30 protein-coding genes are annotated in these 26,361 nt (G+C 44.1%); 9 read left to right on the forward strand and 21 right to left on the reverse strand.

Annotated features, from left to right (window positions below; translation table 11 throughout):
* Positions 1–224: 224 nt before the first annotated feature.
* The 12 genes from EO131_RS13170 to EO131_RS13225 all read right to left on the reverse strand — a co-directional run bounded on the left by EO131_RS13170 (position 225) and on the right by EO131_RS13225 (position 10,991).
* Entirely contained in the window at positions 225–734 is a 510-nt protein-coding gene (locus EO131_RS13170) for a DUF2480 family protein (RefSeq protein ID WP_127023680.1), read from the reverse strand.
* A 118-nt stretch (positions 735–852) separates the two neighbouring features.
* Positions 853–1,182, reverse strand: coding sequence for an SUF system Fe-S cluster assembly protein (locus EO131_RS13175; protein WP_127023001.1), 330 nt, complete (start codon positions 1,180–1,182; stop codon positions 853–855).
* A 7-nt stretch (positions 1,183–1,189) separates the two neighbouring features.
* Positions 1,190–1,612, reverse strand: a complete 423-nt coding sequence (locus EO131_RS13180) for a SufE family protein (protein WP_127023004.1) — start codon at positions 1,610–1,612, stop codon at positions 1,190–1,192.
* Between the two features lie 71 nt (positions 1,613–1,683).
* Positions 1,684–2,910, reverse strand: a complete 1,227-nt coding sequence (locus tag EO131_RS13185; protein WP_127023007.1) for an aminotransferase class V-fold PLP-dependent enzyme — start codon at positions 2,908–2,910, stop codon at positions 1,684–1,686.
* 23 nt (positions 2,911–2,933) lie between these two features.
* The gene (sufD, locus tag EO131_RS13190; RefSeq protein ID WP_127023010.1) at positions 2,934–4,250 is read right to left on the reverse strand and encodes a Fe-S cluster assembly protein SufD; all 1,317 of its coding nucleotides are present in this window, start codon (positions 4,248–4,250) and stop codon (positions 2,934–2,936) included.
* Between the two features lie 75 nt (positions 4,251–4,325).
* Positions 4,326–5,078, reverse strand: coding sequence for a Fe-S cluster assembly ATPase SufC (sufC, locus tag EO131_RS13195; RefSeq protein ID WP_127023013.1), 753 nt, complete (start codon positions 5,076–5,078; stop codon positions 4,326–4,328).
* Between the two features lie 18 nt (positions 5,079–5,096).
* Complete coding sequence (locus tag EO131_RS13200) at positions 5,097–5,972, reverse strand: N-acyl homoserine lactonase family protein (RefSeq protein ID WP_127023016.1); 876 nt, start codon at positions 5,970–5,972, stop codon at positions 5,097–5,099.
* A gap of 18 nt (positions 5,973–5,990) precedes the next feature.
* Complete coding sequence (gene sufB / locus EO131_RS13205) at positions 5,991–7,436, reverse strand: Fe-S cluster assembly protein SufB (RefSeq protein ID WP_127023019.1); 1,446 nt, start codon at positions 7,434–7,436, stop codon at positions 5,991–5,993.
* A gap of 35 nt (positions 7,437–7,471) precedes the next feature.
* Positions 7,472–7,855 carry a four helix bundle protein gene (locus EO131_RS13210; RefSeq protein WP_262707788.1) on the reverse strand — a complete coding sequence of 128 codons (384 nt, stop codon included), beginning with the start codon at positions 7,853–7,855 and terminating at the stop codon, positions 7,472–7,474.
* Positions 7,856–7,897: 42 nt separating this feature from the next.
* The gene (locus tag EO131_RS13215; RefSeq protein WP_127023025.1) at positions 7,898–8,227 is read right to left on the reverse strand and encodes a HesB/IscA family protein; all 330 of its coding nucleotides are present in this window, start codon (positions 8,225–8,227) and stop codon (positions 7,898–7,900) included.
* Positions 8,228–8,345: 118 nt separating this feature from the next.
* A complete protein-coding gene (locus tag EO131_RS13220; RefSeq protein ID WP_127023028.1) occupies positions 8,346–9,686 on the reverse strand; it encodes a hypothetical protein in 1,341 nt (446 codons plus the stop codon).
* A 3-nt stretch (positions 9,687–9,689) separates the two neighbouring features.
* On the reverse strand, positions 9,690–10,991 hold the full coding sequence (locus tag EO131_RS13225; RefSeq protein WP_313790038.1) for a choice-of-anchor B family protein: 1,302 nt from the start codon (positions 10,989–10,991) through the stop codon (positions 9,690–9,692).
* 64 nt (positions 10,992–11,055) lie between these two features.
* Between EO131_RS13225 and thiL the strand changes: the two genes are divergently transcribed.
* Positions 11,056–12,102, forward strand: a complete 1,047-nt coding sequence (gene thiL / locus EO131_RS13230; protein ID WP_127023031.1) for a thiamine-phosphate kinase — start codon at positions 11,056–11,058, stop codon at positions 12,100–12,102.
* 119 nt (positions 12,103–12,221) lie between these two features.
* Here the strand turns inward: thiL and EO131_RS13235 are convergent, their stop codons facing one another.
* Positions 12,222–12,476, reverse strand: a complete 255-nt coding sequence (locus EO131_RS13235; protein WP_127023034.1) for a hypothetical protein — start codon at positions 12,474–12,476, stop codon at positions 12,222–12,224.
* Between the two features lie 265 nt (positions 12,477–12,741).
* Here EO131_RS13235 and brnQ point away from each other — a divergent pair, with 265 nt between their 5' ends.
* Positions 12,742–14,028, forward strand: a complete 1,287-nt coding sequence (brnQ, locus tag EO131_RS13240; RefSeq protein WP_127023037.1) for a branched-chain amino acid transport system II carrier protein — start codon at positions 12,742–12,744, stop codon at positions 14,026–14,028.
* On the opposite strand, the gene EO131_RS13245 is transcribed toward brnQ, so the two are convergent.
* Positions 14,029–14,637, reverse strand: coding sequence for a class I SAM-dependent methyltransferase (locus tag EO131_RS13245; protein WP_127023045.1), 609 nt, complete (start codon positions 14,635–14,637; stop codon positions 14,029–14,031).
* 18 nt (positions 14,638–14,655) lie between these two features.
* Positions 14,656–15,888 (reverse strand): alpha/beta fold hydrolase, encoded by a 1,233-nt coding sequence (locus tag EO131_RS13250; RefSeq protein ID WP_127023048.1) that lies wholly within the window; start codon positions 15,886–15,888, stop codon positions 14,656–14,658.
* A 124-nt stretch (positions 15,889–16,012) separates the two neighbouring features.
* On the opposite strand from EO131_RS13250, the gene EO131_RS13255 reads away from it, so the two are divergent.
* Positions 16,013–16,288 (forward strand): TIGR03643 family protein, encoded by a 276-nt coding sequence (locus EO131_RS13255; RefSeq protein WP_127023051.1) that lies wholly within the window; start codon positions 16,013–16,015, stop codon positions 16,286–16,288.
* 22 nt (positions 16,289–16,310) lie between these two features.
* Here the strand turns inward: EO131_RS13255 and EO131_RS13260 are convergent, their stop codons facing one another.
* From EO131_RS13260 to EO131_RS13270, 3 genes are read right to left on the reverse strand one after another with little or no spacing between them, the layout of a single operon-like run.
* Positions 16,311–17,441, reverse strand: coding sequence for a serine hydrolase domain-containing protein (locus tag EO131_RS13260; RefSeq protein WP_241243846.1), 1,131 nt, complete (start codon positions 17,439–17,441; stop codon positions 16,311–16,313).
* Positions 17,442–17,485: 44 nt separating this feature from the next.
* Positions 17,486–17,668, reverse strand: coding sequence for a hypothetical protein (locus tag EO131_RS13265; protein WP_127023055.1), 183 nt, complete (start codon positions 17,666–17,668; stop codon positions 17,486–17,488).
* A gap of 6 nt (positions 17,669–17,674) precedes the next feature.
* Positions 17,675–18,967, reverse strand: a complete 1,293-nt coding sequence (locus EO131_RS13270) for an aminopeptidase P family protein (RefSeq protein WP_127023058.1) — start codon at positions 18,965–18,967, stop codon at positions 17,675–17,677.
* Between the two features lie 79 nt (positions 18,968–19,046).
* On the opposite strand from EO131_RS13270, the gene EO131_RS13275 reads away from it, so the two are divergent.
* Positions 19,047–19,436, forward strand: a complete 390-nt coding sequence (locus EO131_RS13275) for a DUF2721 domain-containing protein (protein ID WP_127023061.1) — start codon at positions 19,047–19,049, stop codon at positions 19,434–19,436.
* 210 nt (positions 19,437–19,646) lie between these two features.
* Entirely contained in the window at positions 19,647–20,087 is a 441-nt protein-coding gene (locus EO131_RS13280) for a hypothetical protein (RefSeq protein ID WP_127023064.1), read from the forward strand.
* A 34-nt stretch (positions 20,088–20,121) separates the two neighbouring features.
* On the opposite strand, the gene EO131_RS13285 is transcribed toward EO131_RS13280, so the two are convergent.
* The 3 genes from EO131_RS13285 to EO131_RS13295 form a co-directional block, all read right to left on the reverse strand.
* Positions 20,122–21,006: a RimK family alpha-L-glutamate ligase gene (locus EO131_RS13285; RefSeq protein ID WP_127023067.1), complete on the reverse strand. Its 885-nt coding sequence runs from the start codon at positions 21,004–21,006 to the stop codon at positions 20,122–20,124.
* Between the two features lie 70 nt (positions 21,007–21,076).
* Positions 21,077–22,627 carry a histidine kinase gene (locus EO131_RS13290; RefSeq protein ID WP_127023070.1) on the reverse strand — a complete coding sequence of 517 codons (1,551 nt, stop codon included), beginning with the start codon at positions 22,625–22,627 and terminating at the stop codon, positions 21,077–21,079.
* A gap of 3 nt (positions 22,628–22,630) precedes the next feature.
* Positions 22,631–23,368, reverse strand: coding sequence for a LytR/AlgR family response regulator transcription factor (locus EO131_RS13295; RefSeq protein WP_127023073.1), 738 nt, complete (start codon positions 23,366–23,368; stop codon positions 22,631–22,633).
* Between the two features lie 256 nt (positions 23,369–23,624).
* On the opposite strand from EO131_RS13295, the gene EO131_RS17300 reads away from it, so the two are divergent.
* Genes EO131_RS17300 through EO131_RS13320 form a run of 4 tightly spaced genes read left to right on the forward strand, consistent with a single transcriptional unit; the run spans position 23,625 to position 26,254 of the window.
* On the forward strand, positions 23,625–24,233 hold the full coding sequence (locus tag EO131_RS17300) for a hypothetical protein (RefSeq protein WP_206512895.1): 609 nt from the start codon (positions 23,625–23,627) through the stop codon (positions 24,231–24,233).
* 54 nt (positions 24,234–24,287) lie between these two features.
* The gene (locus EO131_RS17415) at positions 24,288–24,878 is read left to right on the forward strand and encodes a collagen-like protein (protein ID WP_127023079.1); all 591 of its coding nucleotides are present in this window, start codon (positions 24,288–24,290) and stop codon (positions 24,876–24,878) included.
* A 17-nt stretch (positions 24,879–24,895) separates the two neighbouring features.
* The gene (locus EO131_RS13315) at positions 24,896–25,513 is read left to right on the forward strand and encodes an SIMPL domain-containing protein (protein WP_127023083.1); all 618 of its coding nucleotides are present in this window, start codon (positions 24,896–24,898) and stop codon (positions 25,511–25,513) included.
* 39 nt (positions 25,514–25,552) lie between these two features.
* Positions 25,553–26,254 carry a hypothetical protein gene (locus EO131_RS13320; RefSeq protein ID WP_127023086.1) on the forward strand — a complete coding sequence of 234 codons (702 nt, stop codon included), beginning with the start codon at positions 25,553–25,555 and terminating at the stop codon, positions 26,252–26,254.
* The last annotated feature ends 107 nt before the right edge of the window (positions 26,255–26,361 follow it).

Raw genomic sequence — 26,361 nt, forward strand, 5'->3', positions numbered from 1 at the left:
ACACCAGATTGTTCATTGTTGATTGAACATTAACCCTTGACCATTCACCTTTTACCCAAAAAACAGATTTCTCTCGCTCGTTTCACTCGGTTCGAAATGACAACATCAGACCACTGCCCACTGACTCCTAACTCCTAACTACCGAACACTAACTACTGCCCACTGTCTACTGTCTACTGTCTACTGTCTACTGTCTACTGTCTACTGTCTACTGTCTACTAAAATTATTTCTTTCTTTTATAAAGCGGCACAGAAGAACAGGCTTCGCCGTACATCACGCTTTTGGCAATGGGTTGAAGTTTGGCCATCGCCATGAGGTAGGCATTTTCAGGAACAGGTTTGTGGGAGCACCCTTTGATAATCACAGGCTTGTCCGTAAACTCGGAAACATCCAAATTTTCCAAAAGGGTTTGGTACAATGCCGTTTCCAAATCTTCCAAGTCGCCCACGACCACTTTTTTGGCATACGGCAGCAATTTGGAGGTGACCAACATATACGCCCAACCGGGGATAATGGCATCCGAGGAACACGTGAGTGCCACATATACATCTTGGTAAGCAGTCCAATCTTGGGCTTCCACATGGGTGCGAAATTCCTTTTCCCGAAGAATCAGACCTTCGTACAACCAATCTTTGATGTCCAATACCCTTCGCTCTCCCTTTGGATAATAATCCTCCAGGTCGAAGGTCATCAATTGGCTTTTTGCCACACGGTTTACGATTTCTTTTTCCATAATTGTCATTCCTGCAGGTACCTGAGCGTAGTCGAAGGTAGTCAGAAATTGTTTTGAAATAAGTTGGATCCGCATCGTGCTTCGACTTCGCTCAGCATCCGTGCGGAATTAGATCCAATTAAAGCAGTCCCAATTCCAATTTGGCTTCTTCGCTCATCAATTCCTGGGTCCAAGGTGGGTCAAAAGTGATTTCCACCTCCACATCGTTCAGGCTATCTATGGTCTTTACCTTTTCCTCGACTTCAACGGGGAGGGTTTCGGCCACGGGACAGTTGGGGGAGGTCAAGGTCATCAGGATTTTCACATCATTCGCCTCGTTTACGAACACATCGTAGATCAATCCCAATTCATAAATATCCACAGGGATTTCGGGATCATAAATGGTCTTTAAGATCTTTACTATTTTCTCCCCCAGTTCTTGGGTATCTATGGTGATTTCTTCGCTCATCCTGTTTTTATTTTAGTTGTGTTTGATAGGCCACGGCGTACAATTTCAATTGCTTGATCATACTGACCAGTCCGTTGGCACGGGTGGGCGACAAGTGTTCTTTCAGGCCTATTTCATCTATAAAATCGGTATTCGCATCAATGATATCCTGCGGCTTTTGGTTGCTGAAAGCGCGAATCAAAATCGCAATGATGCCTTTGGTAATAATGGCATCACTATCTGCCGTAAACACCAGCTTATCGCCGTCCAGCTCTGCATGTACCCACACCTTGCTCTGACATCCTTTAATGAGGTTGTCATCAGTCTTGTATTGCTCTTCTATCAACGGAAGGGATTTGCCAAGCTCGATCATGTATTCGTAGCGCTGCATCCAGTCGTCGAACATGGAAAACTCATCAACTATCTCTTCCTGTATATCTTGTATGTTCATGTTGCTGTTTTATTCAAAAGTACAAAGTGAAATGTTGTACGTCAAATCGTGGCTATAAACATAACCTTTGGTTATAAAAGCATGTTCTTGGCCCGCTTTACTCCTTCCACCAACTTGTCCACTTCTTCCTTGGTATTGTAAAAGCTGAAACTGGCCCGAACGGTTCCCGGTATCTTGTAAAAATCCATGATAGGCTGTGCACAATGGTGCCCTGTTCGTACCGCAATGCCCAATTTGTCGAGAATGGTCCCGATATCATACGGATGCACCCCTTCAATATTGAAGGAAATGACCGAAGTCTTATGCTTGGCAGTGCCATAGATTTTTAAACCCTCAATGCTGAGCAAGCGTTCCGTGGCATACTGCAACAGTTCGTCTTCGTACTGGGCAATGGCATCAAAACCGAGTTGGTTCATGTAATCCAAAGCAGCTCCGAAAGCAATACCGCCGCATATGTTGGGCGTTCCCGCCTCAAATTTATGGGGCAAATCGGCATAGGTGGTCTTTTCAAAGGTGACCTCGGCAATCATTTCGCCCCCTCCTTGGTAGGGTGGCAGTTTGTTGAGCCATGCTTCTTTTCCGTACAAAATTCCCACCCCGGTAGGACCGCACATTTTGTGGGCCGATACGGTGTAAAAATCAACATCCAACGCTTGTAGGTCAGATTTAATATGCGCTGCCGCCTGTGCACCATCGATCAAAACCGCCGCACCCACTTTGTGGGCTCCTTCAATGATTTCTTCAATGGGATTCACTGTTCCCAATGCGTTCGACACATGGTTGCAAAATACCAATTTTGTCTTTTCTGATAATAGATTGTGGTACTTCTCCATCACCAATTCGCCCTCCATGTTCATCGGAATCACTTTCAAAGTGGCTCCTGTACGTTCGCAAAGCATTTGCCATGGCACAATGTTGGAATGGTGCTCCATGGCCGAAACCAAAACCTCATCCCCTTTCTTAAGAAAGGAAGTGAAACCTGTGGCCACCAAATTTATACTATGTGTGGTCCCAGAAGTAAAAATCACCTCATGGCTTTTACCAATATTGAAATGCTTCTGGATTTTTTGTCGTGCCACCTCATAGGCGTCCGTGGCCTCTTGGGACAACGTGTGCACCCCGCGGTGAATGTTGGCGTTGTATCGGTGGTAGTAGTCCACAATCACATTTACCACCTGATTGGGAGTCTGTGATGTGGCCGCATTGTCCAAATACACCAAAGGTTGCCCATGTACCGTGCGAGCCAGTATGGGAAAATCCTTTCGGATAGTTTGTATGTCCAAAGAGGTTTCTAACATCTTGGGGTTTCTATTTTGGAGAATTACAGGTCAAAACCAACGCGTACACCCAGTTTATTGGCAATGATCTTGTTGATCCGGGCTTTGAGTTCCGGGATGCGTACACTTTGCAACACGTTGTTGGCAAAAGCATACATCAACAGGGCCGTAGCTTCCTTTTTGGGTATGCCACGCGACCTTAAGTAGAAAAGTGCCTCATCATCCAACTGGCCAATGGTACATCCGTGGGAACATTTTACGTCATCCGCAAAGATCTCCAATTGGGGCTTGGAATTGATAGTGGCCTTATCACTCAACAAAATATTATTGTTCTGCTGGAAGGCATCCGTTTTTTGGGCAATCTTGTCCACAATGATCTTTCCGTTGAAGACGCCAGTGGAGCTGTCCCCAAAAATTCCCTTGTAATCTTGATGGCTCTCACAGTTGGGCTGTGCATGGTTCACCAAGGTATGGTGATCCACATGTTGCTTATCGCCCAAAATGGTCACGCCCTTCAAGGTTGAATCGATGCGCTCCCCGTTCTGGTAAAAGTTCAGGTTGTTACGAATCAGTTTTCCACCAAAGGAAAAGGTATGCACCCGAACCACACTATGGTCCTTTTGGGAAATATAGGTGTTGTCCACCAACGAAGCGGTCAAGGCATCGTTCTGTACTTTGTAATAATCCACAATGGCATCCTTGCCTGCAAAGATTTCGGTCACCGAATTGGTGAATACCTCATTCTCTGTTAAGCTTTGGTGCCGCTCAATGATCTGTACCTCGGCATTGTCCTCGGCAACTATCAAGTTACGGGGTTGCAACATCAAAGCTGCTTCATTACCCGTGGCCAAATGCAAGATCTGGATGGGCTTTTTGGGCATTTTATTCTTTGGAATGTAGATGTACGCCCCTTCCCTGCTGAAAGCCGTGTTCAAGGTAGTCAAAGACTCGTCCTTGGAGGCCACTTTGTTGAAATACACATCGATCACCGGTTGGAACATAGGCTTACTGAACGCGGAGCTCATCAAGCAGACATCCACTCCATCATGCGTAGTTTCGGACAGGTACGAACTGTACACCCCATCCACAAAAACAATCTTGTAGGTGTCGATTTCGTGCAAGAAATATTTCTTGATGTCCTTGTATTCCAAAGCCGTTTCCTGCTTGGGAAAAATGCTGAAATCAATTTTTTGAAGACTGTTCAGCGATGTATATTTCCAGGCCTCCTCCTTTTTGGACGGAAAGCCCTTTTCCTCAAAATTCTTGATGGCCGCGGAACGCACCTCATGAACAGGATTGTCCAAATCCACGGTGTCCTCGAATGCCAAAAATGATGAGATCAGTTTTTCCTTTAAATCCATATTTTTTTCAGTTATCAGTGGTCAGTTTTCAGTAATTAGTCTTCTGAAATCCGATGTCTGAAATCTTATTTCTGTTTAAACCGTTGCTTCCTGTTTGATCCAGTCGTATCCTTTTTCTTCCAGTTCCAAAGCCAATTCCTTGGTACCGGATTTCACGATCTTTCCGTTGTACAATACGTGCACATAATCGGGTACGATGTATTCCAACAATCGCTGGTAGTGGGTAATTACAACCACGGCGTTGTCCTTGTTGCGCAATTTGTTCACACCATTGGCCACAATGCGCAAGGCGTCGATATCCAACCCTGAATCGGTCTCGTCCAAAATGGCCAATTTGGGTTCCATCATCGCCATTTGGAAAATCTCGTTCCGCTTTTTCTCACCTCCGGAGAATCCTTCGTTCAGGGAACGTGACAAGAATTTTCGGTCGATTTCCAACAACTCGGATTTCTCACGGATTTTTTTCAACATCTCGTTGGCTGGCATTTCTTCCAATCCCCTTGCTTTTCGGGATTCGTTGATGGCCGTTTTCATAAAGTTGGTCACCGTAACCCCTGGAATTTCAACAGGATACTGGAACGATAGGAAAATTCCCTTGTGGGCTCTTTCCTCTGGGGCAAGGTCTTCCAAATCCTCACCTTCCAACAGGATGCTCCCTTCGCTCACTTCAAACTCTTCTTTTCCGGCTATAACAGAAGCCAACGTACTTTTTCCGGAACCATTGGGTCCCATAATGGCATGGACCTCCCCTGCATTCACCTTCAGGTCAATGCCCTTTAGGATTTCCTTATCTTCTACGCTCGCGTGTAAATTCTTGATTTCTAGCATGCTATTCTTCTTCAAATATTATTTTAAATAATTGGGTGCCTTGGGCAACTTTTCAAAATCTTCCTTGGAATGCTGTAGGTATACCTTGGCTCCATTTGCTTCCGCAAATTCCTCAAAGGCTGCCATACTCGCTTTGGTCTGGGCCACATCGAAATTAAAAATGGGCACTCTACGATATTCCCTGTTCTCATAAAAATGGTACATATCCCCTGAAAGTAACATAGGGCCATGTTCGGCCAAATCCACATACAACACTTGATGGCCAGGGGTATGGCCCGGCATGTATTTCATAACAACTGTACCGTCGCCAAAAACATCATAATCCGTATTGGCAATTTTTTGGATGTTGTTCAAATCCTTGATGGAGTTGTAGATGTCTGGGTTGCTTTTTTGGTTCTCCTCACTGGTCACAAAATCGTATTCCTTTTCTTGGACCAACCACGTGGACCCGGCCAATTGATTGGCATGTCCGATATGGTCGAAGTGGGTATGGGAAAGGCCAATAAAATCGATATCCTCTAGTTTCATCCCGATACTGGCCAGTTGATTGGCCAATGAATCCTTTCTGGAAACGGTAAAGGCACCATCGGGCGAAGTGTAGGGAGCGTCCATGCCCACTAAACTTTCGGGAAGGCCAGCATCCCACATCAAGGTGCCTTTTGGGTGCACAATCACGTAAAACGCATCGGCAAACTCCTTGGACTGCCCTGTATAGGTAGTGTCCTGTGAAAAGAGTTCCAATTTGTTGGCATTCACGGTTCCTCCACTGAATGCATATAACTTAACCTCGGGTTTTGCTTCTTCCGTAACGGTTTCCGCCTCAGCGGTCTCCTTTTTGGCATCTTTACAAGCAAACGCTCCGATAATGAACAATACTGCGATTACCTTTTTCATCTGATTCTGACTTTTTGATTATCCTACTGAACCTTCCAAACTGATCTCCAGCAATTTTTGGGCTTCCACGGCAAACTCCATGGGCAATTTGTTCAACACTTCCTTGCTGAAACCGTTCACGATCAACGCGATGGCTTTTTCCGTGTCGATACCCCTTTGGTTGCAGTAGAAAATTTGGTCTTCCCCAATTTTACTGGTGGTGGCCTCATGCTCTATCTGGGCCGTTTTGTTCTTTACCTCAATGTAAGGGAAGGTATGTGCGCCACAACGATTGCCCATCAATAAGGAATCGCACTGGGAAAAGTTCCGGGCATTTTCCGCCCTGCTGTTCACCTGCACCAAACCGCGGTAGCTGTTTTGGGACTGCCCTGCGGAAATTCCTTTGGAAATGATCGTACTTCGGGTGTTTTTGCCCAAATGAATCATTTTGGTACCCGTATCCGCCTGCTGAAAATTATTGGTCACCGCAATGGAATAAAATTCCCCGATGGAATTGTCCCCTTTCAAAATACAGGATGGGTATTTCCAAGTAACTGCGGATCCTGTTTCTACTTGGGTCCACGAAATTTTGGCGTTTTTCTCGCAAAGTCCCCTTTTGGTCACAAAGTTGAAAACACCTCCCTTGCCTTCTTTGTTGCCAGGGAACCAGTTTTGTACGGTGGAGTATTTAATTTCGGCGTTGTCCAATGCAATCAATTCCACCACAGCGGCATGCAATTGGTTTTCGTCGCGCGATGGCGCGGTACAACCTTCCAAGTAACTCACGTAACTGCCTTCATCAGCAATTACCAACGTTCTTTCGAACTGACCCGTTCCTGCTTGATTGATCCGGAAATAGGTGGAGAGTTCCATGGGGCAACGCACACCTTTTGGGATATAACAGAACGACCCATCGGAAAATACGGCAGAGTTCAAGGCCGCATAAAAGTTGTCCTTTTTGGGCACTACGGTACCGATGTATTTTTTGACCAATTCTGGATGTTCCTTTATGGCCTCCGAAATAGAGCAGAAAATAATGCCCTTCTCGGCCAACGTCTTTTTAAAGGTGGTGGCCACCGACACAGAATCCATCACAATGTCCACGGCAACACCGGCCAATTTCTTTTGCTCCTCAATGGAAATGCCCAACTTTTTGAAGGTATCCAACAATTCGGGATCTACTTCGTCCAAACTGTCGTACTTCGGTTTTTTATTGGGTGCCGAGTAATAGGAGATATCTTGAAAATCGGGTTTTTTATAGGTCACATTGGCCCATTCGGGTTCCTCCATTTCCTGCCAAGCACGAAAGGCTTCCAATCGCCATTCGGTCATCCAATCCGGTTCTTCCTTCTTTTTGGAAATGGCAATCACGATTTCCTCGTTCAACCCTTTGGGCAGGGTATCCGATTCTATATCCGTATAGAAACCATACTCGTATTCCTTGGTCTCCAGTTCTTTCTTTAATTCTTCCTCAGTATATGCCATAAATTCTTAAGTTAAAAGTTAAAAAGACAAAATGGTCAAAGTCCACTGCGCTTTTTAACATACTTGATATAATTTGCCAACTGTTTTGAAATGTTGATGATATCCTTTTTGTATTCATCCAATTCTACAGCTTCAAAATAACCTATCTCTTCCATCAGGTTGAAAAGATTTCTAACTTCTCCGGCAGAGCCTTTGGAGAAATACAGGAATCGTATCAATTCTTTGTCGGTCTCTCTTTCAAAACCTTCACTTACATTATTCGAAATTGAAATGGTCGCCCTTCTCATCTGGTCAACCATAGCAAAATCTTCTTTCAAAGGACTTTTCTTCAATAATTCATAAACTTTGGCCATAAACTTTACTGCCATTTTATAAACCTCCAAATTTTCAAAACAGGAATATTTGTTCGTATTATTCAATAATCCTTTACTTATTTCCTTTTAACTCAGTTCGCTTTCATTTTACAGTGAAAAACTTTCGCCACAACCACAGGTACGTTGGGCATTGGGATTGTTGAAAACGAATCCTTTCCCATTAAGGCCACCCGAATATTCCAAGGTGGTGCCCACCAGGTACAAAAAGCTCTTTTTGTCCACAATGATGCGTACATTATTGTCTTCAAAAATCTTATCCGATTCGTCGGCGGTCTTGTCAAATTTCAATTCGTAAGACAATCCGCTACATCCCCCACTCTTTACACCAACACGCACAAAATCGGTAGCCGCATCGTAGCCATCCTCTGTCATAAGGGACACTACTTTTTGTTTTGCTGAATCCGACACTTTTATCATCTTACTTGTATTAATTCTAAATAGTCCACAAATATACTGTATTAGAAGGGTTTTACCACATATACTAACATTATAATAACGTATAATTCCATAGGGGTTCTCTATGGATTTGGGAAGGTCAATTTATTTTAATCACGACAAGATCATTGGAGCCTTTGGAAGTGAGTCCTTCAAAGTCGACACTGGCAGTTTCTCCGATCAGCACCAAACTGCCTTGGGCATCTTCGATCACATCAAATCCAAAATCCAAATTGGCTCCGCCGAAGGTTTTTTGATAGGTAATGTTACCCTTGGCATCGGTCTTGATGACCCAAAAGTCGTTTTCCCCTTTATTTTCAGTAACGTCTCCATCATTGCTCTTGGAATTTCCGGCAATCACAAATCCACCATCTTTAGTAACTTCTAGCCCCTTGGCATCATCAAATTCGGTGCCGCCGAAGGTTTTTTCCCAAAGCAGATTGCCCTTATCATCAATTTTGATGAGCCAAATATCAGAGCTTCCTTTGTTTTGGGAAACATCCAAATCATTACTAAACGTATGTCCCAAAATGGCATAGCCATTATCCGGGGTTTTTTTGATATCGTAGGAAACCTCTATTCCCGTTCCCCCAAACGATTTTTCCCAAATCAAATTACCAGTCACATCTATATGAACTACCCAAAAATCATAGCTTCCCTTGGTGTTCGAAATGTCAAAATCATTGCTTTCTGAAAACCCACTGAGCACAAATCCGCCATCATTGGATTGAACAACTGCATGGGCCCGATCGTTATTGGTGCCTCCAAAATAACGGCGCCATTCCAAATTACCGTTGGCATCGATCTTATTGCCCCAAAATTCACCCACCCCATGACGGGTAAGGCTGGGACTCAACCCAAAATTGCCCTCGCCGTTGGACAGGGTCACATCCAAAAAACCGGCAAAGAAAAACCCTCCGTCTTCGGTTTCCACAACATCGTAACAATGGTCATGGCCGGCAAAACCATAGCTATGTTCCCATAAAATGTTTCCGCTGGCATCCAATCGGACTACCCAATTGTCGTGGAAACCCTCATTATTGCTTCCATCCCCGTCATCGCTCATCGCATAGCCAACAATGGCATAGCCACCATCTGTTGTTTGAACCAGCGACTGGCCCCGGTCGTCTTTTGAGCCACCATAGGTCTTGCTCCACTGTACGTTGCCATCCACATCCAATTTTAACAACCAATAATCGTTCACTTCCAGTTGTTTTCCAGACAAATCACCATCAATGCTATTACTGTAACCCAAAATGGCATAGCCACCATCGTTGGTAGGGATTATTTTTTGTCCCACATCGTCGCCAGAGCCACCAAAATTTTTGATCCATTCCACTTCACCTTTAAAGCTTACATCATTAATTATGATTGGGTCCACCTCCTCATCGGAACAGGACCAAAAACCAATCAATATCAGGATACCACATAGTTTTTTCATACCCTAATTGGACTTCTGCACCACAAATAGGCCTCGATTCATATCATTGATGATGATCTTCCCGCTATCAAAGTAGGGGTAGATGCTCCATACGCCATCAAACCGTGCCGTATTGCTGGACGGATACGTATCAAAATACCCTGATTCCGTAAGGTTACCAGAAGCAATTTCCGATAAATCCAATACCCGCATACCAGCCGTATAATTTGCCAAGAAAAATTCGTTGCCCTTGGTATAACCATTATGATCAATGGCTCCAGTTGTTCCAATATAGGTGGCATATAAAGAAGGATTATCCAAGTCTGAAAAATCGAAAATCAGGGTTCTGGAATTGAAGCCGAAGTTGACTTCATCCAGTTCATCACCCAAAATAAAATACCGTTGGTCCTCGGTAAACCAACCTTGGTGGGTATAGCTTAAATTTGAATAGGCAAGTGTTTTGATTTCAACCGGATTGGATTTATCGGTAATATCCACAATGGCAATTTGGTTTTCGTTGGCCCCGATATAAATCTCGCGTCCCAAATAATCCAGATCAGGCCCAAAATAAGTTACTACCTGGGCATCATGACTATAGCCATTGGCACCATGTCCGCCAACGCCAACGGGATTCAAAGGGTTTTGAATATCCACAAAGTGAACTCCGCCATTAAACGCATCGTCCCTCGCGGTTCCCACAGGATAGGCAAACCCCGAATTGGGATTGATCACCACGTTATGGGCATTTCCGATGCCAATGTAGCGCGCATCCGCTTCAAAAACTTGGGGAGGGTCTGTCACGTTCCTAAGTTTTGTCAAATCGAATACCTGCATGCCATGCCCTGTAGCCTCTGCTACGATGTATGCATAATCGCCATACACCTTGACATCGCGCCATGGGCTATTGCTGGTGGCCGTCATCAATTTTCCGAGATAAAGGGGATTTTGGGCATCCGTAATATCCACAAATGCAGTTCCATTATTCAATCCAATAATGGCATATTCATTCCCTGTTGTGGTATCGGTCCAGCCCCAGATATCATTTCCAGATTGGGCATTTAATGCGGCTAGATCCATGTTGAAAAGTAAATCGTAGCCGTCGCACGGGAAGATTCCTGCCATACCCCCAATACAGGTTGACGACCCGTGTGTGATTTCTCCCGAGCCCATATCTGGGGAGCCTCCTCCCCCTGTTCCGCCTCCAGTGTCGCCACCTTGATTGCCGGGGTTTTGCACTATGGGATTATTTCCCGGATCACTGCTTTCTTTTGAACAGGCCCAAAAAAGCGTAAGCACGAAAATGGCACAGATTCCTTTCTTCAACATATCACAGCAATTTTATGTTTCTTTTAAAGATACAATTTAATATTATCCTCTTTACTTTTGCAAAATGCTAGAAGACAAGAATCCACAACGCACTGCATTGGAACAATTGGGCGAATTTGGCCTTATTGACCACCTTACCAAAAATTTTGAGTTGAAACAACCGTCCTCCCTGCTTGGTGTAGGCGACGATGCCGCTGTTATGGACTTTAAGGGCCAACGGACTGTTGTCTCTACCGATATGCTGGTGGAAGGTGTCCACTTCGACCTTTCCTACATGCCGCTCAAACATTTGGGGTATAAATCCATCATGGTCAATCTATCGGATATTTATGCCATGAACGCCATAGCCACACAAGTGACCTTGTCCTTGGCTGTTTCCAACCGTTTTCCTTTGGAAGCCCTGGAAGAATTTTATGAAGGGGTGGCCTTGGCGTGCAAACTGTACCACGTGGATTTGGTTGGGGGCGATACCACCTCATCCAACAAGGGCATGATCATCAGTGTTACCTCCATTGGCATGGCCGATGCAAAGGATATCGTTTACCGAAAAGGGGCAAAGCCCAATGATCTTTTAGTGGTTTCCGGTGACGTGGGTGGTGCATATTTGGGATTGCAGGTTTTGGAACGGGAAAAGGAAGTTTTCAAGGTAAATCCCAATAACCAGCCCGACCTTTCACCCTACTCCTATATCGTGGAACGTCAATTAAAGCCAGAATCGAGAAAGGACATTGTCGAATTATTGCAAAAAGTGGAGGTGAAGCCTACCTCCATGATAGACATCAGTGATGGACTTTCTTCTGAAATTATGCATTTGTGCAAACGAAGTGATGTGGGTTGTAACCTCTTTGAAGATAAAATTCCATTGGACCCTACGGTAATCTCGACCTGCGAGGAATTTCAAATGGACAGTACCATGGTGGCCTTAAGTGGAGGTGAAGATTATGAACTGTTGTTTACCATCGATCAGGCAGATTTTCCAAAAATAAAAGGCAACCCCAATTTGACGGTTATCGGCCATATGACGGAAAAAAGTGAAGGCGTTCATTTAATAACCCGTGCCAATACCAAAATACCTATAACTGCCCAAGGCTGGAACTCCTTCAAAGCATAAAAAAATCCCGAAAATCAAGGGCATCCCTACTCATGGTCTTGGGGCACGTAACCATTAGCAGCAGGCAATTACTTAAGTTTCCGGGATAAGATTTGGGCCTCTTAAAACCAAAAAAAGGGCTATGCCACTTGGTGCACTACCCTACTTTTTCTTTTTTGGTACATTTCTTCCAATGTACTGTTGATTTCTTGCATTTGGGGGGTTAGGGCCGAAAGTTTGCCGCTAACATCCGTGGTGACTTCTTTTTGGCAATGGATACATTTGTATTCCTTGATGTGTTGGGTCACTTTTTTGGAAACCACATAATGGTGACCGAACAAGTTGCAGAAAAAAGCGGAGAATTTGTTACCATGGTGATGGGTAGAAGTTTTCATAAGCTGGGGCGGTGTTTGGAAAAGCATTGGAAGCGATTTGGGGAATCGAAAAATGCTGTAACTTGTTAATGGTAATTTTTTGTTATATCGTTATTGTTTAGTTAGACATTTCTATACGAACGCTTGTTGATAACTTTTTATTTTGCGCGCATCCACTTAAAATTATTTTTTCGATGAAATGCTTCTTTTTCGTTATAAACGCAAAAAAACTCGTTGAATTACAGTTTTGAAATATACCAATTCGAAAAGAAATTATCAACACCCTATGAACAAAAAATCGTTAACAATTACCGCTTTCGCCCTTTTTTCCCTCTTTTTTGGAGCCGGTAACCTTATCCTACCTCCTTTACTGGGATTCAAATCGGGAAACATGTGGTGGTTGGTCGCTTTGGGCTTTTGTGTTTCTGGGGTCTTGGTTCCCCTATTGGGCATTTTGGCCCATGCCAAATTACAGGGAACCATGTTCGATTTTGCCAAAAAGGTATCACCCCTTTTCAGTACGGTATATTGTTTTATTGTTTATGCCATCGCCATAGCTTTGCCCTCGCCCAGAACAGCTTCCGTGACGCACGAAATGGCCATTCAACCGCTATGGGATTCCTCCTATTTGCTTACAAGCTTTGTCTATTTTGTTTTGGTGTTTGTATTTGTTATCAACCGTTCCAAAATACTGGACCTTCTGGGGAAATTGTTGACACCCGCTATTCTTATTCTTCTTCTTTTGATCATTGGTGCGGCTGTTTTCAAAATGGATTTTGACTTATCTGCATCCACTATTACAGCCCCATTCAGTAATGGCATTTTGGAAGGTTACCAAACCTTTGATGCCATCGGAGCCGTTGTGGTTGGGGCGGTGATCATTATTTCCATCAACCTGAAGGAAACTTCTTCGGATTATGTGGAAAAACGCCAACTGATTACCCGAGCCGGAATTTGGGCAGGAACGGGTCTATTTTTGGTCTATGCAGGACTGATTCTGACAGGAGCTTTGTTCAGCGCTTCGTTTGACCATGGCATTACCCGAACGGCATTGCTTCGAAACATCAGTCAAGGCACCTTGGGGGGTACGGCCAATTTGATGCTCAGCATCTTGGTTAGTTTGGCCTGTTTTACCACCGCTGTTGGGATTGTTACGGGCACTGCGGATTTTATAAAGGGCCAGTTCAAGGGTTCGGATATGGCCTATAAAATCACAGCCTTGTTGGGTTGTTTGTTGGGTGTTTTGGTCGGACAGTTTAATGTGGGCTATATTATTGCCGTGGCATTGCCAGCACTGATGTTCATTTACCCCATTACCATCATCTTGATCTTATTGAACGTGCTGCCTGAAAAATATACTTCGCTATTCACCTTCCGTGGCGTGGTGTTCACGACCATCCTGTTCAGTATTCCAGATTTTTTGGGAAGTATTGGATTTGGAGACAAAATCGCACCCTATGTCGATTGGATTCCTTTCCATCAATATCAAATGGGATGGGTACTTCCCGCTTTTATGGTGTTTGTGGCCCTTAACTTCTACCATATTGGCAAAGGAAGGGTCAATGCCTTTTGATCAAATAGCCTTTCTAAAACTGCAAAAAATAAAATTCTGCGTGGTCCCGAACGGTGTGATGTGATCGTGGGTCCTGCAGTTTAATGTATTGAAGCCAGTGAAGGTGCTTCCCATACTTTCCGGACTGTATTGGGTAATGTCCAATCCGCTGCATTTTTTGGGGCCATCCAAAGAAAAGGTGCCGATCACCAAATAACTATTAACACACTTGTTTACGATATCGACATAGTTTTTTACCTGATCGGGTTCGGTTAAAAAATGAAAAGCGGCACGGTCGTGCCATACATCATAATTGCGTTCCGGTTTAAAATCGACAATGTCGCTCACCACCCACTTCACATTTTTGGCCCTATCCCCCAATCTCTTTTTTGCCTTTTCAATGGCTTTGGCGGATATGTCCAACACAGTGATGTCCTCAAAACCTTCATCCAATAAAAAATCGACCAGCAGACTGTCGCCACCTCCTACATCAATAATACTTGAAGTATGTGGCAACTCAAAAGAATCCAAAAATTCCAATGAAACCTCTGGTCTTTTCTGTGTCCAGCTTACCTCTTCGGGCGATTTGGTGTTGTACACATTTTCCCAATGGGCTTTTCTATCCTCCATAACCAACAAAATTTTTAATCAATAAAACACAGTGTCAAAAAAGGCCTTCATCTTGGCCGCGTAAGGCACCCCGAACTTTTCAAAAGCGGCCCTGGTCTGGGCATCGGGTTTCCAGTCGAAAAAGGCATGGCCGGCACCATCCACTTCCCAGTATTCAACAGTTTGTCCTTGTTCTTTCATCTTATCGATAAACGGTCGAACGGTTTCATCCTTGATCAACATGTCCTCGGTACCCCGAACAATAAATTGTGGAACGGCCCGATCTGCGACATTTGGAACATGGTGGGAAGGCGAAACAGCTACCAGATAGCCTTGATCGCTCTGTGAAATGAAATTCTTAAAATCCTTGGCATCGAAAGGACCATAACTGGGAGCCGCGGCTTGAATGGCTTGGGTGATTTCGCTTTTCACCTGATCAACGGATTTCGCCTTTGGCATGTACGTGGGCATGTACTCGTATACCCCTTCGGTTTTACCAAAACCTCCATCGCCGATCATGGTACTGAGCAGTGCGGCAGAGGCTGATAAATGCCCCCCAGCACTATCTCCCGTGACGCCAATTTTGGTTGGATCGATTCCATATTCCGATGCATGTTCCTGAATATGCGCAATGGCTCCGAATACATCCTCGATCAAATTGTGCATGTAATTGGGTGTTTCGTCTCCATCCAATTTGTTCACCCAACGGTAATCGATGCTGAACACCACATATTGATTGTCCTTGGCCAATTCGCGGGCCAGGCCCCGCATAATGTCTTCGTTATTGGAGGACCATCCCCCACCGTGAATGATCACCACAGCTGGTAAATTCTTGGCGTTCTTGGGTGCGAACACATCATACTTTAACGGTTTAACACCAGGTTGGGCATACACCACATCATGGGTGACCTTCAGATTTTCAACCAAGGTGTCTTCAATAAAAACTGCACCAACCCACATATCTTTGTCCACCGTAATTTTCATGGTCGGCTCAAAACTTTCCACGCTGGTTGTCCCCCACATGCCTCCTTTGTAGGTGTAGTAAATGGCATCGAGGGCATACCCTGAATCCGGTGAGGCTGTGATTGTTAACTCAGTGCCTGCGGCAACTTTACCATCTTCAGGAATTGAAGGTGAAACCGAATACGTGCCATGTTCCGATGGCACCAGAGTCACTGTGAAGCTTTCTTGGGCATTCAGGTTTACATTGGTTGTCAGAGCAGCTAAAAATAGGGCCATGAAAATAATGGGGTTGAAAGTGAAGGTTTTCATTTAATGTTATATTTCAAATAGATTTTTCGAAGAGACTAAAGTTAAGACATTGTTCGCTATTTCGATGCGGACTGCCAGAACTCCGCTTTTAAATTTAACCTTCAGGAAGTATTTTTGTGATGCTATGAAAGAATTAACCGAACGGGAAGTAGACCGTATCATAGAAATGGCGTGGGAAGACCGAACCCCTTTTGATGCCATTACGTTTCAATTTGGTCTATCGGAACAAGAGACCATTGCCTTGATGCGCCGCGAAATGAAACCTTCCAGTTTTAGAATGTGGCGACAACGGGTGCAGGGCCGAAAAACCAAACATGCAAAATTGCGTGACCAAGAAGTTGACCGTTTTAAATGTAGTCGGCAGCGTCACATTTCGGGCAATAAGATTTCCAAACGGTAGTCCTATTATTACCACTCCAAAATCAATCGGAATGTGCTTGTGACAAAACCAATGCGGCAATGTCCCGCGTAATTTGGGTGGGTGAATTACAATCGCAATTGCTGAGCCCTACAACATAAATATCGGCTTCAGGCAGGTACACCCCCATCGATTTGAAACCAAAAATAGAGCCTCCGTGTTCATAGCTCTTGGCACCGTCCAATTGTTTGATGTGCCATCCGTACCCATAATTGATGGGGTCACCATTGTTCAATGTGTAATTGGTAAACGCCAGTTGCGTGGTTTCTTTGCTGAGCAACACATTGTCCTTGATGGCTTCTTGCCATTTAAACAAATCCTCTACGGTGGACATGAGCGAGCCAGAGGCATAGGGAATGGAAAAGCTGATGTGCCGCTTGTTCACATACCTGTCCTTATTGTGGTACCCTGAAGCCCTTTTGGGCACTACCGTGGTATGTGTGGCATACCTTGAAGATGACATGCCCAACTTTTTAAAAATCCGCTGTTCCACAAAATCAGCATAGCTCAATCCAGAAGCTTTTTCGATGATATGGCCCAAGATCACGTAGCCAGAATTGTTGTATTTGAAAGCTTCCCCAGGGGCAAAATCCATAGGTTCGTTTTTGAAAAAATCAATCATTTCGAGAGGCTCCATATCCTGTTTGGCGATGGCATTCAATCCTTTAACGCTAGTGAAACTTTTAATACCCGAAGTATGGGTTAGCAAGTGATGGATCGTAATGGTGTGGCCTTGGGTTGGATAATCGGGTATGTATTTGGTAATATCATCTTCAAGTTTCAATTTTCCTTCTTCCATAAGCATGAGAATGGCCACTGCGGTAAACTGTTTGGTCATGGAACCGATCTCGAACACGTTATCCGTTTGCATGGGCACATCCAATTCCAGATTGGCCATGCCAAAAGCTTTTTCGTAAACAACCGACCCTCCCTTGGTAGCCATAAACACCGCTCCCGGGCCATTGGTTGAGAACTTGGCCTGCAAGATTTGGCCTATTTGATGTGCCAGGGTTTGGGATTGTACTTGAGAAATAACCCCGATAAAAATTAAAGTGATGGCAATGAACAGTTTTCTGCTCCAAGTTGTAAAATGCATTCTTCCTTCCGTTTTTTGATTGGTAAGGTTGGACGACATTAACTTGATAAAGGTTACAGCACAGTGAAATATAAAGACTTGAACTAATCGTTTTGTCTACGCTTTTTCTGGTAGTAGTAAATTGCGTAGGCAATGCCGGCCAAAACCACAAACGGCAAATAACTGCCTATTACCACGCCAATTTCATACCAATCGTCTGGTGCTTCCGCCATCTTTTTTTCGATGTCGGATTCCTGTAATAACATCATGGAAAACAGAAAGGACATACCTATTTATTTGTTCATCAACTCTTCGATCTCTTCCACGGTTATGGGAATGTTGCGCATCAAATTAAAGGGCTCTCCTTTCTCCTGGATCACCACATCGTCCTCAATTCGGATACCCAGGCCTTCTTTGGGAATATAGATCCCAGGTTCCACCGTGAAGACCATATTCGCCTTCATCGGGGTCTTCAATTCGCCATAATCGTGGGTGTCCAGACCAATATGATGGCTGGTACCGTGCATGAAGTATTTTTTGTAGGCAGGCCAATCCGGGTTTTCGTTCTGCACGTCCGCTGTGTCCAACAATCCCAAACCAAGCAATTCGGAGGTCATGATCTTACCGACTTCTTTGTGGTATTCGGCCCAAAGGGTGCCAGGCACCAACATTTTGGTGGCTTCGTCCTTCACTCTTAAAACTGCATTGTATACCTGTTTTTGCCTATCGGTAAACCTTCCGTTGGCAGGAATGGTCCGGGTCATGTCGCTGGAATAGTTGGCGTATTCGGCAGCTAGGTCCATCAAGATCATGTCGCCATCTTTCACCTGTTGGTTGTTCACCACATAATGGAGCACATTGGCGTTGGCGCCCGAGGCAATAATCGGGGTATAGGCAAATCCTTTGGAGCGGTTACGGACAAATTCATGAAGGTATTCGGCCTCGATCTCGTATTCCCAAACCCCTGGTTTTACAAATTCCAAGATGCGACGGAACCCCTTTTCGGTGATATCGCAGGCCGTTTGCATCAGAGCTATTTCCTCCGGCTCTTTTACCCCTCGTATTTTTTGGAGTATGGGATTGCTCTTGGCCCATTGGTGGGCTGGATATTCTTTTTTGCATTTTTCAATAAAACGATCTTCCCGGGTCTGGGTTTCCACCGCTTGTCGGTAATGCTCGTTAGTGTTGAAGTAGATGGTGTCCGCCTCGGTCATCAGGTCAAAAAACACCTTGTCAAAATCGGTGAGCCAATAAATGGTCTCTATGCCCGAAACTGCGGTGGCCTGTTCCTTGGTGAGTTTTTCCCCTTCCCAAACGGCAATATGGTCGTTGGTTTCCCGAACAAAGAGCACTTCCCTGTGCTTTTTGTCCATCGAATCCGGAAACAACAATAAAATGGTTTCCTCCTGATCGGCGCCGCTCAAATAGAAAATGTCCCTTGCCTGTTCAAAGGGCATGGTACTGTCCGCGCTAATGGGATAAATATCATTGGAATTGAAGATCGCAATGCTTTTTGGCTTCATTTCGGCCATGAACTTTTTGCGGTTCTTAACAAACAAATTGCTGTCTATGGGGAAGTATTTCATACAAAAGTTTTGATTTCTCCAAATGTAGTTAATTGCCATACCGATCACAAATGATTACCTTCCCTAATAAAACGGTACCATGCAACTGACCCTGAGTATTCCTGCCTTGCTTTTTCCGGCCATTTCCTTGACCATGTTGGCCTATAATGCACGTTATTTGGCCATTGCGGCCCTGATCAGGCAATTGCACAAACAGTTTGAAGAAACTTCGGCACAACCCTTACGGCAACAGATCCATTATTTGCGAAACCGATTGGGCATTATCAAAAACATGCAAGCCTCGGCCATTGTCAGTTTTTTACTGGCAGCCGTTACCATGTTCTTGATCTATGTGGAAATGTCGGGTTGGGCCAATCTCTGTTTTGGCATCAGCTTGGTGTTGTTGATGGTTTCCCTCATTCTTTCCTTTTTGGAGGTACAACTCTCTACCAAGGCACTGGGAATACAACTGAAAAATATGGAAAAATAGTCCTCCCAATCCATTATAACGGATTAAAAATCAGGGTTTATTTTGATTGTTGTAGGAATAGTAATCACAATCCTGGATGCGCAAAAATCTTGGCCCTCAGCGTATCAATTGAAAACCCTTTTTTACCAATTTCATGGTGGCATCCATAAAAGAGCCTAGAATCCAACCTTTGTTGAAAACTACATTTGTTCCAAATGAAAATGGAACACTATGCAAAGGGTACGGGATTTGGATTTTTTTAGAAATATCAAGGAAATTAGGGAATATGAGTTCGGTACTTTTTATTTTTTTGATGGTTTGGTCATCTCCGAAATGAACGAGGGGGCCACTTTTGATTGGACTGCCGCAGAAAGGGTAATCGCATGCGTTTATGAAGTGCTTGGGAAAGGAAAGCCCGTTGCCTACATCAGTAATCGCATCAACGATTATTCGGTTGTCCCCACGGATTGGCTCAAATTTTATAAAAACAGGCACAAATTAAAGTACTATTCCGTTGTCGCTTATAATAAAAGCGGTTTGACCAGTTTGGTCTTGGAAAAAATGTTTTTCCGAAATAAGATCAGACAATTTCCAGATTTACAAAGTGCCATAAATTGGAGTTTGGCACAGGTTGGCAATGGTATGGCACCCATTTCCAAACAACCTCTCTAGAATTCGTTCCTGAACGGTATGCCAACAAATATCTTTATTTTCGAAACGCATTCCGCTCCACATACTGCACCATATGTTTGGCCACATTGATGCCGGTTGCGGTTTCAATCCCCTTTAAGCCGGGTGAGGCGTTCACTTCTATGAGCAAAGGCCCATTATTGGAACGGATCATATCCACCCCTGCAATGCCAAGTCCAAGGTGTTTTGTCGCATTCAGAGCAATGAACTTTTCTTTGGGCGTTAATTGAACCGGTTCAATATTGCCCCCTCTGTGCACATTTGATCTGAAGTCGTCCAACCCACTGGTCCGTTTCATGCTGGCCACAATTTTGTTCCCAACCACTATCACCCGGAGGTCTTCTCCATTGGCTTCCGCTATATACTGTTGGAGCAAAATGCTGGTATTCATATTGTAAAGTGTATCAATAATAGATTTGGCCGACTTTTTACTCTCTGCCAACATTACTCCTTTACCTTGCGTGCCTTCCTGAAGCTTGATGATCACCGGTGGACCGCCCAATAACTCGATTTGCTCTTCTACATTGTCCGGGTTGATGGAAAAAACGGTTTCCGGCACTGGGATTCCCTTTTTGGCCATGATCTGAAGCGTGGTCACCTTGTTCCTAGCTTGTAAAATACCCGAAGACCTGGCCGTACTGAACACATGGTTCAATTCAAATTGTTTTACGATGGCTGCCCCATGGCGGGTAACCGTGGTGCCTATTCTTGGAATGATTGCGTCGAAATCTTCTGTAATATTATCCGCTCCAAAATAAATCTGTGGTTTTTCAGCGCCCAGCTTCACCGAGCATTTGGTATGGTCGATCAGATCCACATAATGTCCGGCCAACGCTACTTCATCGGCAATTCTTTTTGTGGAATAAACATTGGCTCCTGTTGAGAGGATCGCGATATCCATTTTTGGGCATAATTTCCCTTTCAAATTCGTATAAATCTTTGGATTATAGGACTTTTTCAGGAATTTTATTTTAGGCCGAATGGCCATCCATGATCAGAATGGGCATGGTCAACACCACCTTTGTGCCCAAGGCCGCACCGGTTTTGTCATCCATAAGATCAACCACATCGAACTTAAAATCACCAGAATATTTTTTGGTGAAAAATTCCAACCTATCCTGAATAATGGACAATCCCAGCGATTTGCTCTTAAAGGGGTTTTCATGGTTTCGCAGTTGAGAGGCTTTGCGCCCTACACCATTGTCTTCAATACAAATTTGCAGGTATGCTGCCGATCCTTCAAGGGAATTAACCGTTATCTGCAATCTTTTTTGTCCTTTTTTGGTGGTGAGTCCATGCCAAATTGAATTTTCAACAAAAGGCTGTAGCAATAAAGATGGAATCAAAATATGATCTATTGAAAGGTCCTTTTCTATTTGGGTCTCATAAACAATGTTGTTCTTAAATCGGTCACTTTCAATTTCCACATACATTTGAATGATGTTCATTTCTTCTTCCAAGGTAACCAGATCACGGCGGGAACTTTCCAAAATGCCGCGGATCAGTTTGGAAAACCTCCCCAAATAATAAATGGCCTTTTCCTGATTGTTCTCTATCAAATAGGATTTTATGGAATTCAGCGCATTAAAAATAAAGTGGGGGTTCATTTGGCTCCGGAGTGCGTCCAACCGAAGCTGGGCAAACTTGTTCTCCATTTTCATGGTCAGTTTTTCCGTGCGTTCCTTTTGCGCTTCCGAGCTCAGCCCTTCGATCTCGGCCTTGGTCTGCAACAACTCGTCAGACAAGGTCCGGTTGATGCTTTCCTTGATCACTTGGTTCTCTTCCAGTTGATCGATGTATTTTTTTTGCACATCCGCTTTTTCCTTGTATACCATTTTCTGTTCCAGGCCAATGGCCAATGCAAACAGCAGGCTCTCCACAAGTACGCCCAGGTAAAAAATGTAAAGGGTCTCCGAGTTGGCCCTGGTCTTTTCAAAAGAGAACAGGGTGATGATCAAATAAGAAACAAAAAGGGCCGACATACCGGACAAAATGTACCACTTGATCATTCGTTTTTGCAGCAGTACCAAGTAAAAACCCCAAACAAAAACAACCAGGCTCATGGGCAAGAAGAAGAACCCGTGAAAATAATCGATCAAATACGATCTGGGATTGTTCAATTGCACGGCCCATAGGAGTAAATATATGGAGCCCACCCCAAAATAGGCCCTGTATGTCCACTTTACAAACCTGGGGTGGCTTTCCTTAAGCTTCATGATGTCGAGAATAAAAAAACTGAACAGCATGGAGGCCAACAATTGGGTGGGATAGTGTACCCATCCCACAAAAACCCTTCCGGCATGGGTATGAAAAAAATCAGAAAAAAAGACCCCATCGATATACTTGAGCAGGGTAATGCCGTTCATGAGGGCATAGAGGCTGTAAAAAAGATAAAATCGTTTTTTGTGCTGAAAGAACTGGATCAGAAAGAAAACAAAAAGGTAGAAAAGCACGGACACCACAAAAAAACCAAATCCATTTTGGTTGCTTTCTTTGAGGAAATCGATCAACGTGTCTCCCATTTGCTATTGGCCCATACGATTTAAAAATGCATCCTTTTTGGTTCGGGAAATCGGTATCTTTTTATTGTTGGACAAAACCAGATATCCTTCCGACCGAAGGTACTCGTTTACCTTGAGCAAGTGTACAATGTAGGAGTTGTGTATCCTAAAAAAGACCCTGTTGGGCAACATGTCCTCCAGCTCTTTCAACTTTTTGGAAACCAACAATTGTTCCCCCGACTGCAAAAAGACCTTGGAATAGTTGCCGTCCGACTCACAATACACAATTTCATCAACACGCAGGAAGAGAATTTTGCCACTTACCGGAATCTGAACCACTTGTGGCGCACTTGCCTTGGAAAGCGCCTCAAACGTCTGTTCAAACTGTAGTTGGAAGTTTTGTGAACCGTTCAACTTTTTCAATTTTTGAACGACCCCGGCAATATCGTCCTGATCCACCGGTTTCAATAAATAATCCACTGCACTTTCCTTAATGGCCTGTATGGCATATTGGTTGTAGGCCGTGGTGATCACTATGGCAAAATTGCGATATTCCAGCTTGTCCAGAAGTGAAAAACCACTCATTTCGGGCATCTCAATATCCAAAAAAACACAATCCGGTTTAAGGTAATTGATTCCCGAAATGGCTTCTTTGGGAGAGGTAAATGTCTCAATCAAAGAAATGAAATCCGGGTATTTTCGCAATTCCCACGATAAACTGTTTATGGCCGCAACCTCATCGTCCACAATAATTGCCCTCATAATCTAGTGCTTCTTTTTCTCCAAATTAAAGATTGAACCCCGTTCACTTTCCTTCATCGTGATGTATGGTACCAATTGGTGTATGTACGGCATTTATTGCGTATGGATGGCTTTTCACACATTGGACATCTCCGTTCATCGATCCGCACATTATTATTGGTTTCTGACGAAACTGATTCTACTACCAATCACAATTGCAAATTACCGCAGTATCCATCCTCCTAATTTGGCCCATTGAAACCCAAAAAACAAAAAAATGAAAACAAACGTATTATCATTTAAAGTATTCTTGCCAATGGTTTTGTCTATGGCCTTGGCTATTTCCTGTTCACCGGACGATGGAGCCGATGGTGCTGTTGGACCACAAGGACCACAAGGACCACAAGGGGAACAAGGTGTTGCCGGACCACAAGGGGAACAGGGTGAGCAAGGCGAACCCGGAACGGCCAACGTGATTTACTCGGATTGGGTGAATACCGAATTTGGCAACAACATTATTGCTACCTCCGAATCCTTTTCCATAGCTGCGCCTGAAATCGATCCCGATATGTTGAATTTTGGCACCATCTTGGTCTATGCGCGACGAATAGATGCGGAAATCGGCAATATTGTTTACCAACTGCCGATCGTATTTGGAGCAGCCAGGCAACAATCCTATTATTTCAGGGCCCAAAGTGAAGAGATTATCATTTCCGTTGTGGGCAATGAACAAGGTGAAAGCGTGGGCGACGGTGCATTTTTACAGCAATATCGCTATGTATTGATCCCAGGAGGTGTTTCCACTTCAGGAAAGTCGGGCCAAGAATTGGACTTTTCAAAAATGACCTATGAAGAGGTCATCAACCACTTCAATATTCCCGAATAGGTCAACCCTTACCACCAAAGTTCCCCCTACTATCAATAATAAAAAAGAAAGGAGATGAAAAAACCAATTTTTGTAATCACCTTGCTGGCAACCCTAATCCTATCCTGCTCACCAGATGATGGAGCGGATGGAGCGATCGGACCGCAAGGCGAACAAGGGCCTGCAGGCCCACAAGGTATACAAGGGGAACAGGGACCTACGGGCCCACAGGGAGAACCCGGGGAAACCGGCACGGCAAATGTCATCTATTCCGATTGGATCCCATCCGGATTCGATTCACCCATTGCAGCTGTCAATGCCTCTTTTGCCATTGAAAATGTAGAAGCATTGACCGATGAAGTAAAAGCAACTGGTTACATTGCTGTATATGGCCGGTATACCCAGGCATACACCATTATTCAACCATTGCCAAAATCGTTGTTTGGCCTCCGTATGCAGCATTACGATTTCCAGATCAATGATCTGAACCAGAACATTTACATCTGGATCAGTTCCATTGATGGCTCCGATATAGAAATTCCCATTTATGATGATTACAGATATATCATCATTCCCGGAGGGAATCCTGCCGCTGGAAAAAGCGCGTTGGATTATTCCAAAATGAGCTATAAGGAGCTAATTGCTCATTTCAAAATTCCCGAATAACATACAATCCTCATTTTATGAAAAAGTTGCTTATTATTTTTATCGCATTGCAGCCTCTTTTGGGTACAGGTCAGGAGAAGAATACCATCATCACCGTAAGTGCCAAAGCCATTTACGTTGATCCCGCACCTACGTTTAAAGCCACCGTATCGCTAAGCCCGGCCTTCTCGAGCTATGCTTCGGACGGCATGGACCTTGAAGCTTTAAAATCCCATTTTAAAAAGGCTTTGGAATCGAAGGGAATTGCCTGGGAAGACATAAAGGAAACCCCCTTTGAATTTGGCTTTGAAACCATGGGCTATGACAAAGAAGGTGCCGTGTACGAATACACCACGACATCCATCGAAAAAATGCGGGGCTTTTTGGAAATAAAATCCTTGGGGCTCCAACGCTTGAATGCCATTGCCCTATTGGGCATCAACCAGCGTGAATACCAAACCCTTTACACCAATGCCCTGAAAGATGCCCACTCCAGGGCAACAGCCATTGCAGCTGCAATGGGAAAAAATATTGGAAAGATCGTGAAGGTGGAAGACAACAATTATATAGGCAAAAACTTAGAAGTCTCCATCTATTACGACCGACCTGTTGGGGAACATATCTTTAGCTTCAATGTTGCTTATGAGACCCAATAACGAAAGCGCAAACCAGATGATTTCTTTAATTGATTTGCCATGAGAAACTCCTTTTCATTATCTAAAATAGTATTGCTGCTTTTCGCCCTTGTCTTGGTCTGCTGTAGCAAGGATGATGCAAACGATGTGGCCTTTAGGTATGGCATGAGTCAATTTCAAGTTGATTTTCGAGCAAAGGAAACCATCCCCGCCCCTTCCATCAATTGGCCAAATGAAATTGGAAGTTTTGCCTTAAAAACTCCCGTACAAGGTTTGAAAATCGATGAAACCACCGGTTCCATTGCCATTGATAGAGATTTGTCCTTAGGCGAAAACAAAGTAACCGTCATCGCACAAAGTGGCACCCAAACCTGGGAAACCAGCCTAACGGTGACCAGTGTAATGAAATATTCTTTTTGGGTGGGTGGCCGAAACCACAATCCCGATTCTGATGTGGTCGAATATAATTCCATAATGCAGTTGTACGCCGATGGCACCTTGGAAATAGAACTAATCGACAATCCAGACTCGAAAGGTGTTGGGGTTTGGTCCATCGAGGACAACATTGTTCAATTATGGTTATGTACCTATTGCAGCGATGAAGATCCACAGCAGATACCCCAATCCGACGAACATTCCTATTTTGAAGGAGTCATGGAAAACGACATATTCGACGCAAAAATTTCAGGAGCTTGGTATGTGGTGCGCTTTGATCCCGATTCAACGATCCAATACGGCAATTTCATTTTTGAATGGGACTGATTAAGGGTTCTTATGGCAACAATCAAAACTCCTTCGGGAGTTTTTTTGGTTTAAAACCCAATTTTTCCTTATAAAGATTCTAAATAAGGTGTTCGAACCTGAGTATT

Origin of the sequence: Flagellimonas beolgyonensis, assembly GCF_003992615.1 — a bacterium.
GTDB lineage: Bacteria > Bacteroidota > Bacteroidia > Flavobacteriales > Flavobacteriaceae > Flagellimonas > Flagellimonas beolgyonensis.

Excerpts from the sequence above, each read along its gene's own strand:
- EO131_RS13170 (WP_127023680.1), bottom strand. The coding sequence starts at position 734 with ATGGAAAAAGAAATCGTAAACCGTGTGGCAAAAAGCCAATTGATGACC.
- EO131_RS13175 (WP_127023001.1), bottom strand. The coding sequence starts at position 1,182 with ATGAGCGAAGAAATCACCATAGATACCCAAGAACTGGGGGAGAAAATA.
- EO131_RS13180 (WP_127023004.1), bottom strand. The coding sequence starts at position 1,612 with ATGAACATACAAGATATACAGGAAGAGATAGTTGATGAGTTTTCCATG.
- EO131_RS13185 (WP_127023007.1), bottom strand. The coding sequence starts at position 2,910 with ATGTTAGAAACCTCTTTGGACATACAAACTATCCGAAAGGATTTTCCC.
- sufD (WP_127023010.1), bottom strand. The coding sequence starts at position 4,250 with ATGGATTTAAAGGAAAAACTGATCTCATCATTTTTGGCATTCGAGGAC.
- sufC (WP_127023013.1), bottom strand. The coding sequence starts at position 5,078 with ATGCTAGAAATCAAGAATTTACACGCGAGCGTAGAAGATAAGGAAATC.
- EO131_RS13200 (WP_127023016.1), bottom strand. The coding sequence starts at position 5,972 with ATGAAAAAGGTAATCGCAGTATTGTTCATTATCGGAGCGTTTGCTTGT.
- sufB (WP_127023019.1), bottom strand. The coding sequence starts at position 7,436 with ATGGCATATACTGAGGAAGAATTAAAGAAAGAACTGGAGACCAAGGAA.
- EO131_RS13215 (WP_127023025.1), bottom strand. The coding sequence starts at position 8,227 with ATGATAAAAGTGTCGGATTCAGCAAAACAAAAAGTAGTGTCCCTTATG.
- EO131_RS13220 (WP_127023028.1), bottom strand. The coding sequence starts at position 9,686 with ATGAAAAAACTATGTGGTATCCTGATATTGATTGGTTTTTGGTCCTGT.
- EO131_RS13225 (WP_313790038.1), bottom strand. The coding sequence starts at position 10,991 with ATGTTGAAGAAAGGAATCTGTGCCATTTTCGTGCTTACGCTTTTTTGG.
- thiL (WP_127023031.1), top strand. The coding sequence starts at position 11,056 with ATGCTAGAAGACAAGAATCCACAACGCACTGCATTGGAACAATTGGGC.
- EO131_RS13235 (WP_127023034.1), bottom strand. The coding sequence starts at position 12,476 with ATGAAAACTTCTACCCATCACCATGGTAACAAATTCTCCGCTTTTTTC.
- brnQ (WP_127023037.1), top strand. The coding sequence starts at position 12,742 with ATGAACAAAAAATCGTTAACAATTACCGCTTTCGCCCTTTTTTCCCTC.
- EO131_RS13245 (WP_127023045.1), bottom strand. The coding sequence starts at position 14,637 with ATGGAGGATAGAAAAGCCCATTGGGAAAATGTGTACAACACCAAATCG.
- EO131_RS13250 (WP_127023048.1), bottom strand. The coding sequence starts at position 15,888 with ATGAAAACCTTCACTTTCAACCCCATTATTTTCATGGCCCTATTTTTA.
- EO131_RS13255 (WP_127023051.1), top strand. The coding sequence starts at position 16,013 with ATGAAAGAATTAACCGAACGGGAAGTAGACCGTATCATAGAAATGGCG.
- EO131_RS13260 (WP_241243846.1), bottom strand. The coding sequence starts at position 17,441 with ATGTCGTCCAACCTTACCAATCAAAAAACGGAAGGAAGAATGCATTTT.
- EO131_RS13265 (WP_127023055.1), bottom strand. The coding sequence starts at position 17,668 with ATGTCCTTTCTGTTTTCCATGATGTTATTACAGGAATCCGACATCGAA.
- EO131_RS13270 (WP_127023058.1), bottom strand. The coding sequence starts at position 18,967 with ATGAAATACTTCCCCATAGACAGCAATTTGTTTGTTAAGAACCGCAAA.
- EO131_RS13275 (WP_127023061.1), top strand. The coding sequence starts at position 19,047 with ATGCAACTGACCCTGAGTATTCCTGCCTTGCTTTTTCCGGCCATTTCC.
- EO131_RS13280 (WP_127023064.1), top strand. The coding sequence starts at position 19,647 with ATGCAAAGGGTACGGGATTTGGATTTTTTTAGAAATATCAAGGAAATT.
- EO131_RS13285 (WP_127023067.1), bottom strand. The coding sequence starts at position 21,006 with ATGGATATCGCGATCCTCTCAACAGGAGCCAATGTTTATTCCACAAAA.
- EO131_RS13290 (WP_127023070.1), bottom strand. The coding sequence starts at position 22,627 with ATGGGAGACACGTTGATCGATTTCCTCAAAGAAAGCAACCAAAATGGA.
- EO131_RS13295 (WP_127023073.1), bottom strand. The coding sequence starts at position 23,368 with ATGAGGGCAATTATTGTGGACGATGAGGTTGCGGCCATAAACAGTTTA.
- EO131_RS17300 (WP_206512895.1), top strand. The coding sequence starts at position 23,625 with ATGAAAACAAACGTATTATCATTTAAAGTATTCTTGCCAATGGTTTTG.
- EO131_RS17415 (WP_127023079.1), top strand. The coding sequence starts at position 24,288 with ATGAAAAAACCAATTTTTGTAATCACCTTGCTGGCAACCCTAATCCTA.
- EO131_RS13315 (WP_127023083.1), top strand. The coding sequence starts at position 24,896 with ATGAAAAAGTTGCTTATTATTTTTATCGCATTGCAGCCTCTTTTGGGT.
- EO131_RS13320 (WP_127023086.1), top strand. The coding sequence starts at position 25,553 with ATGAGAAACTCCTTTTCATTATCTAAAATAGTATTGCTGCTTTTCGCC.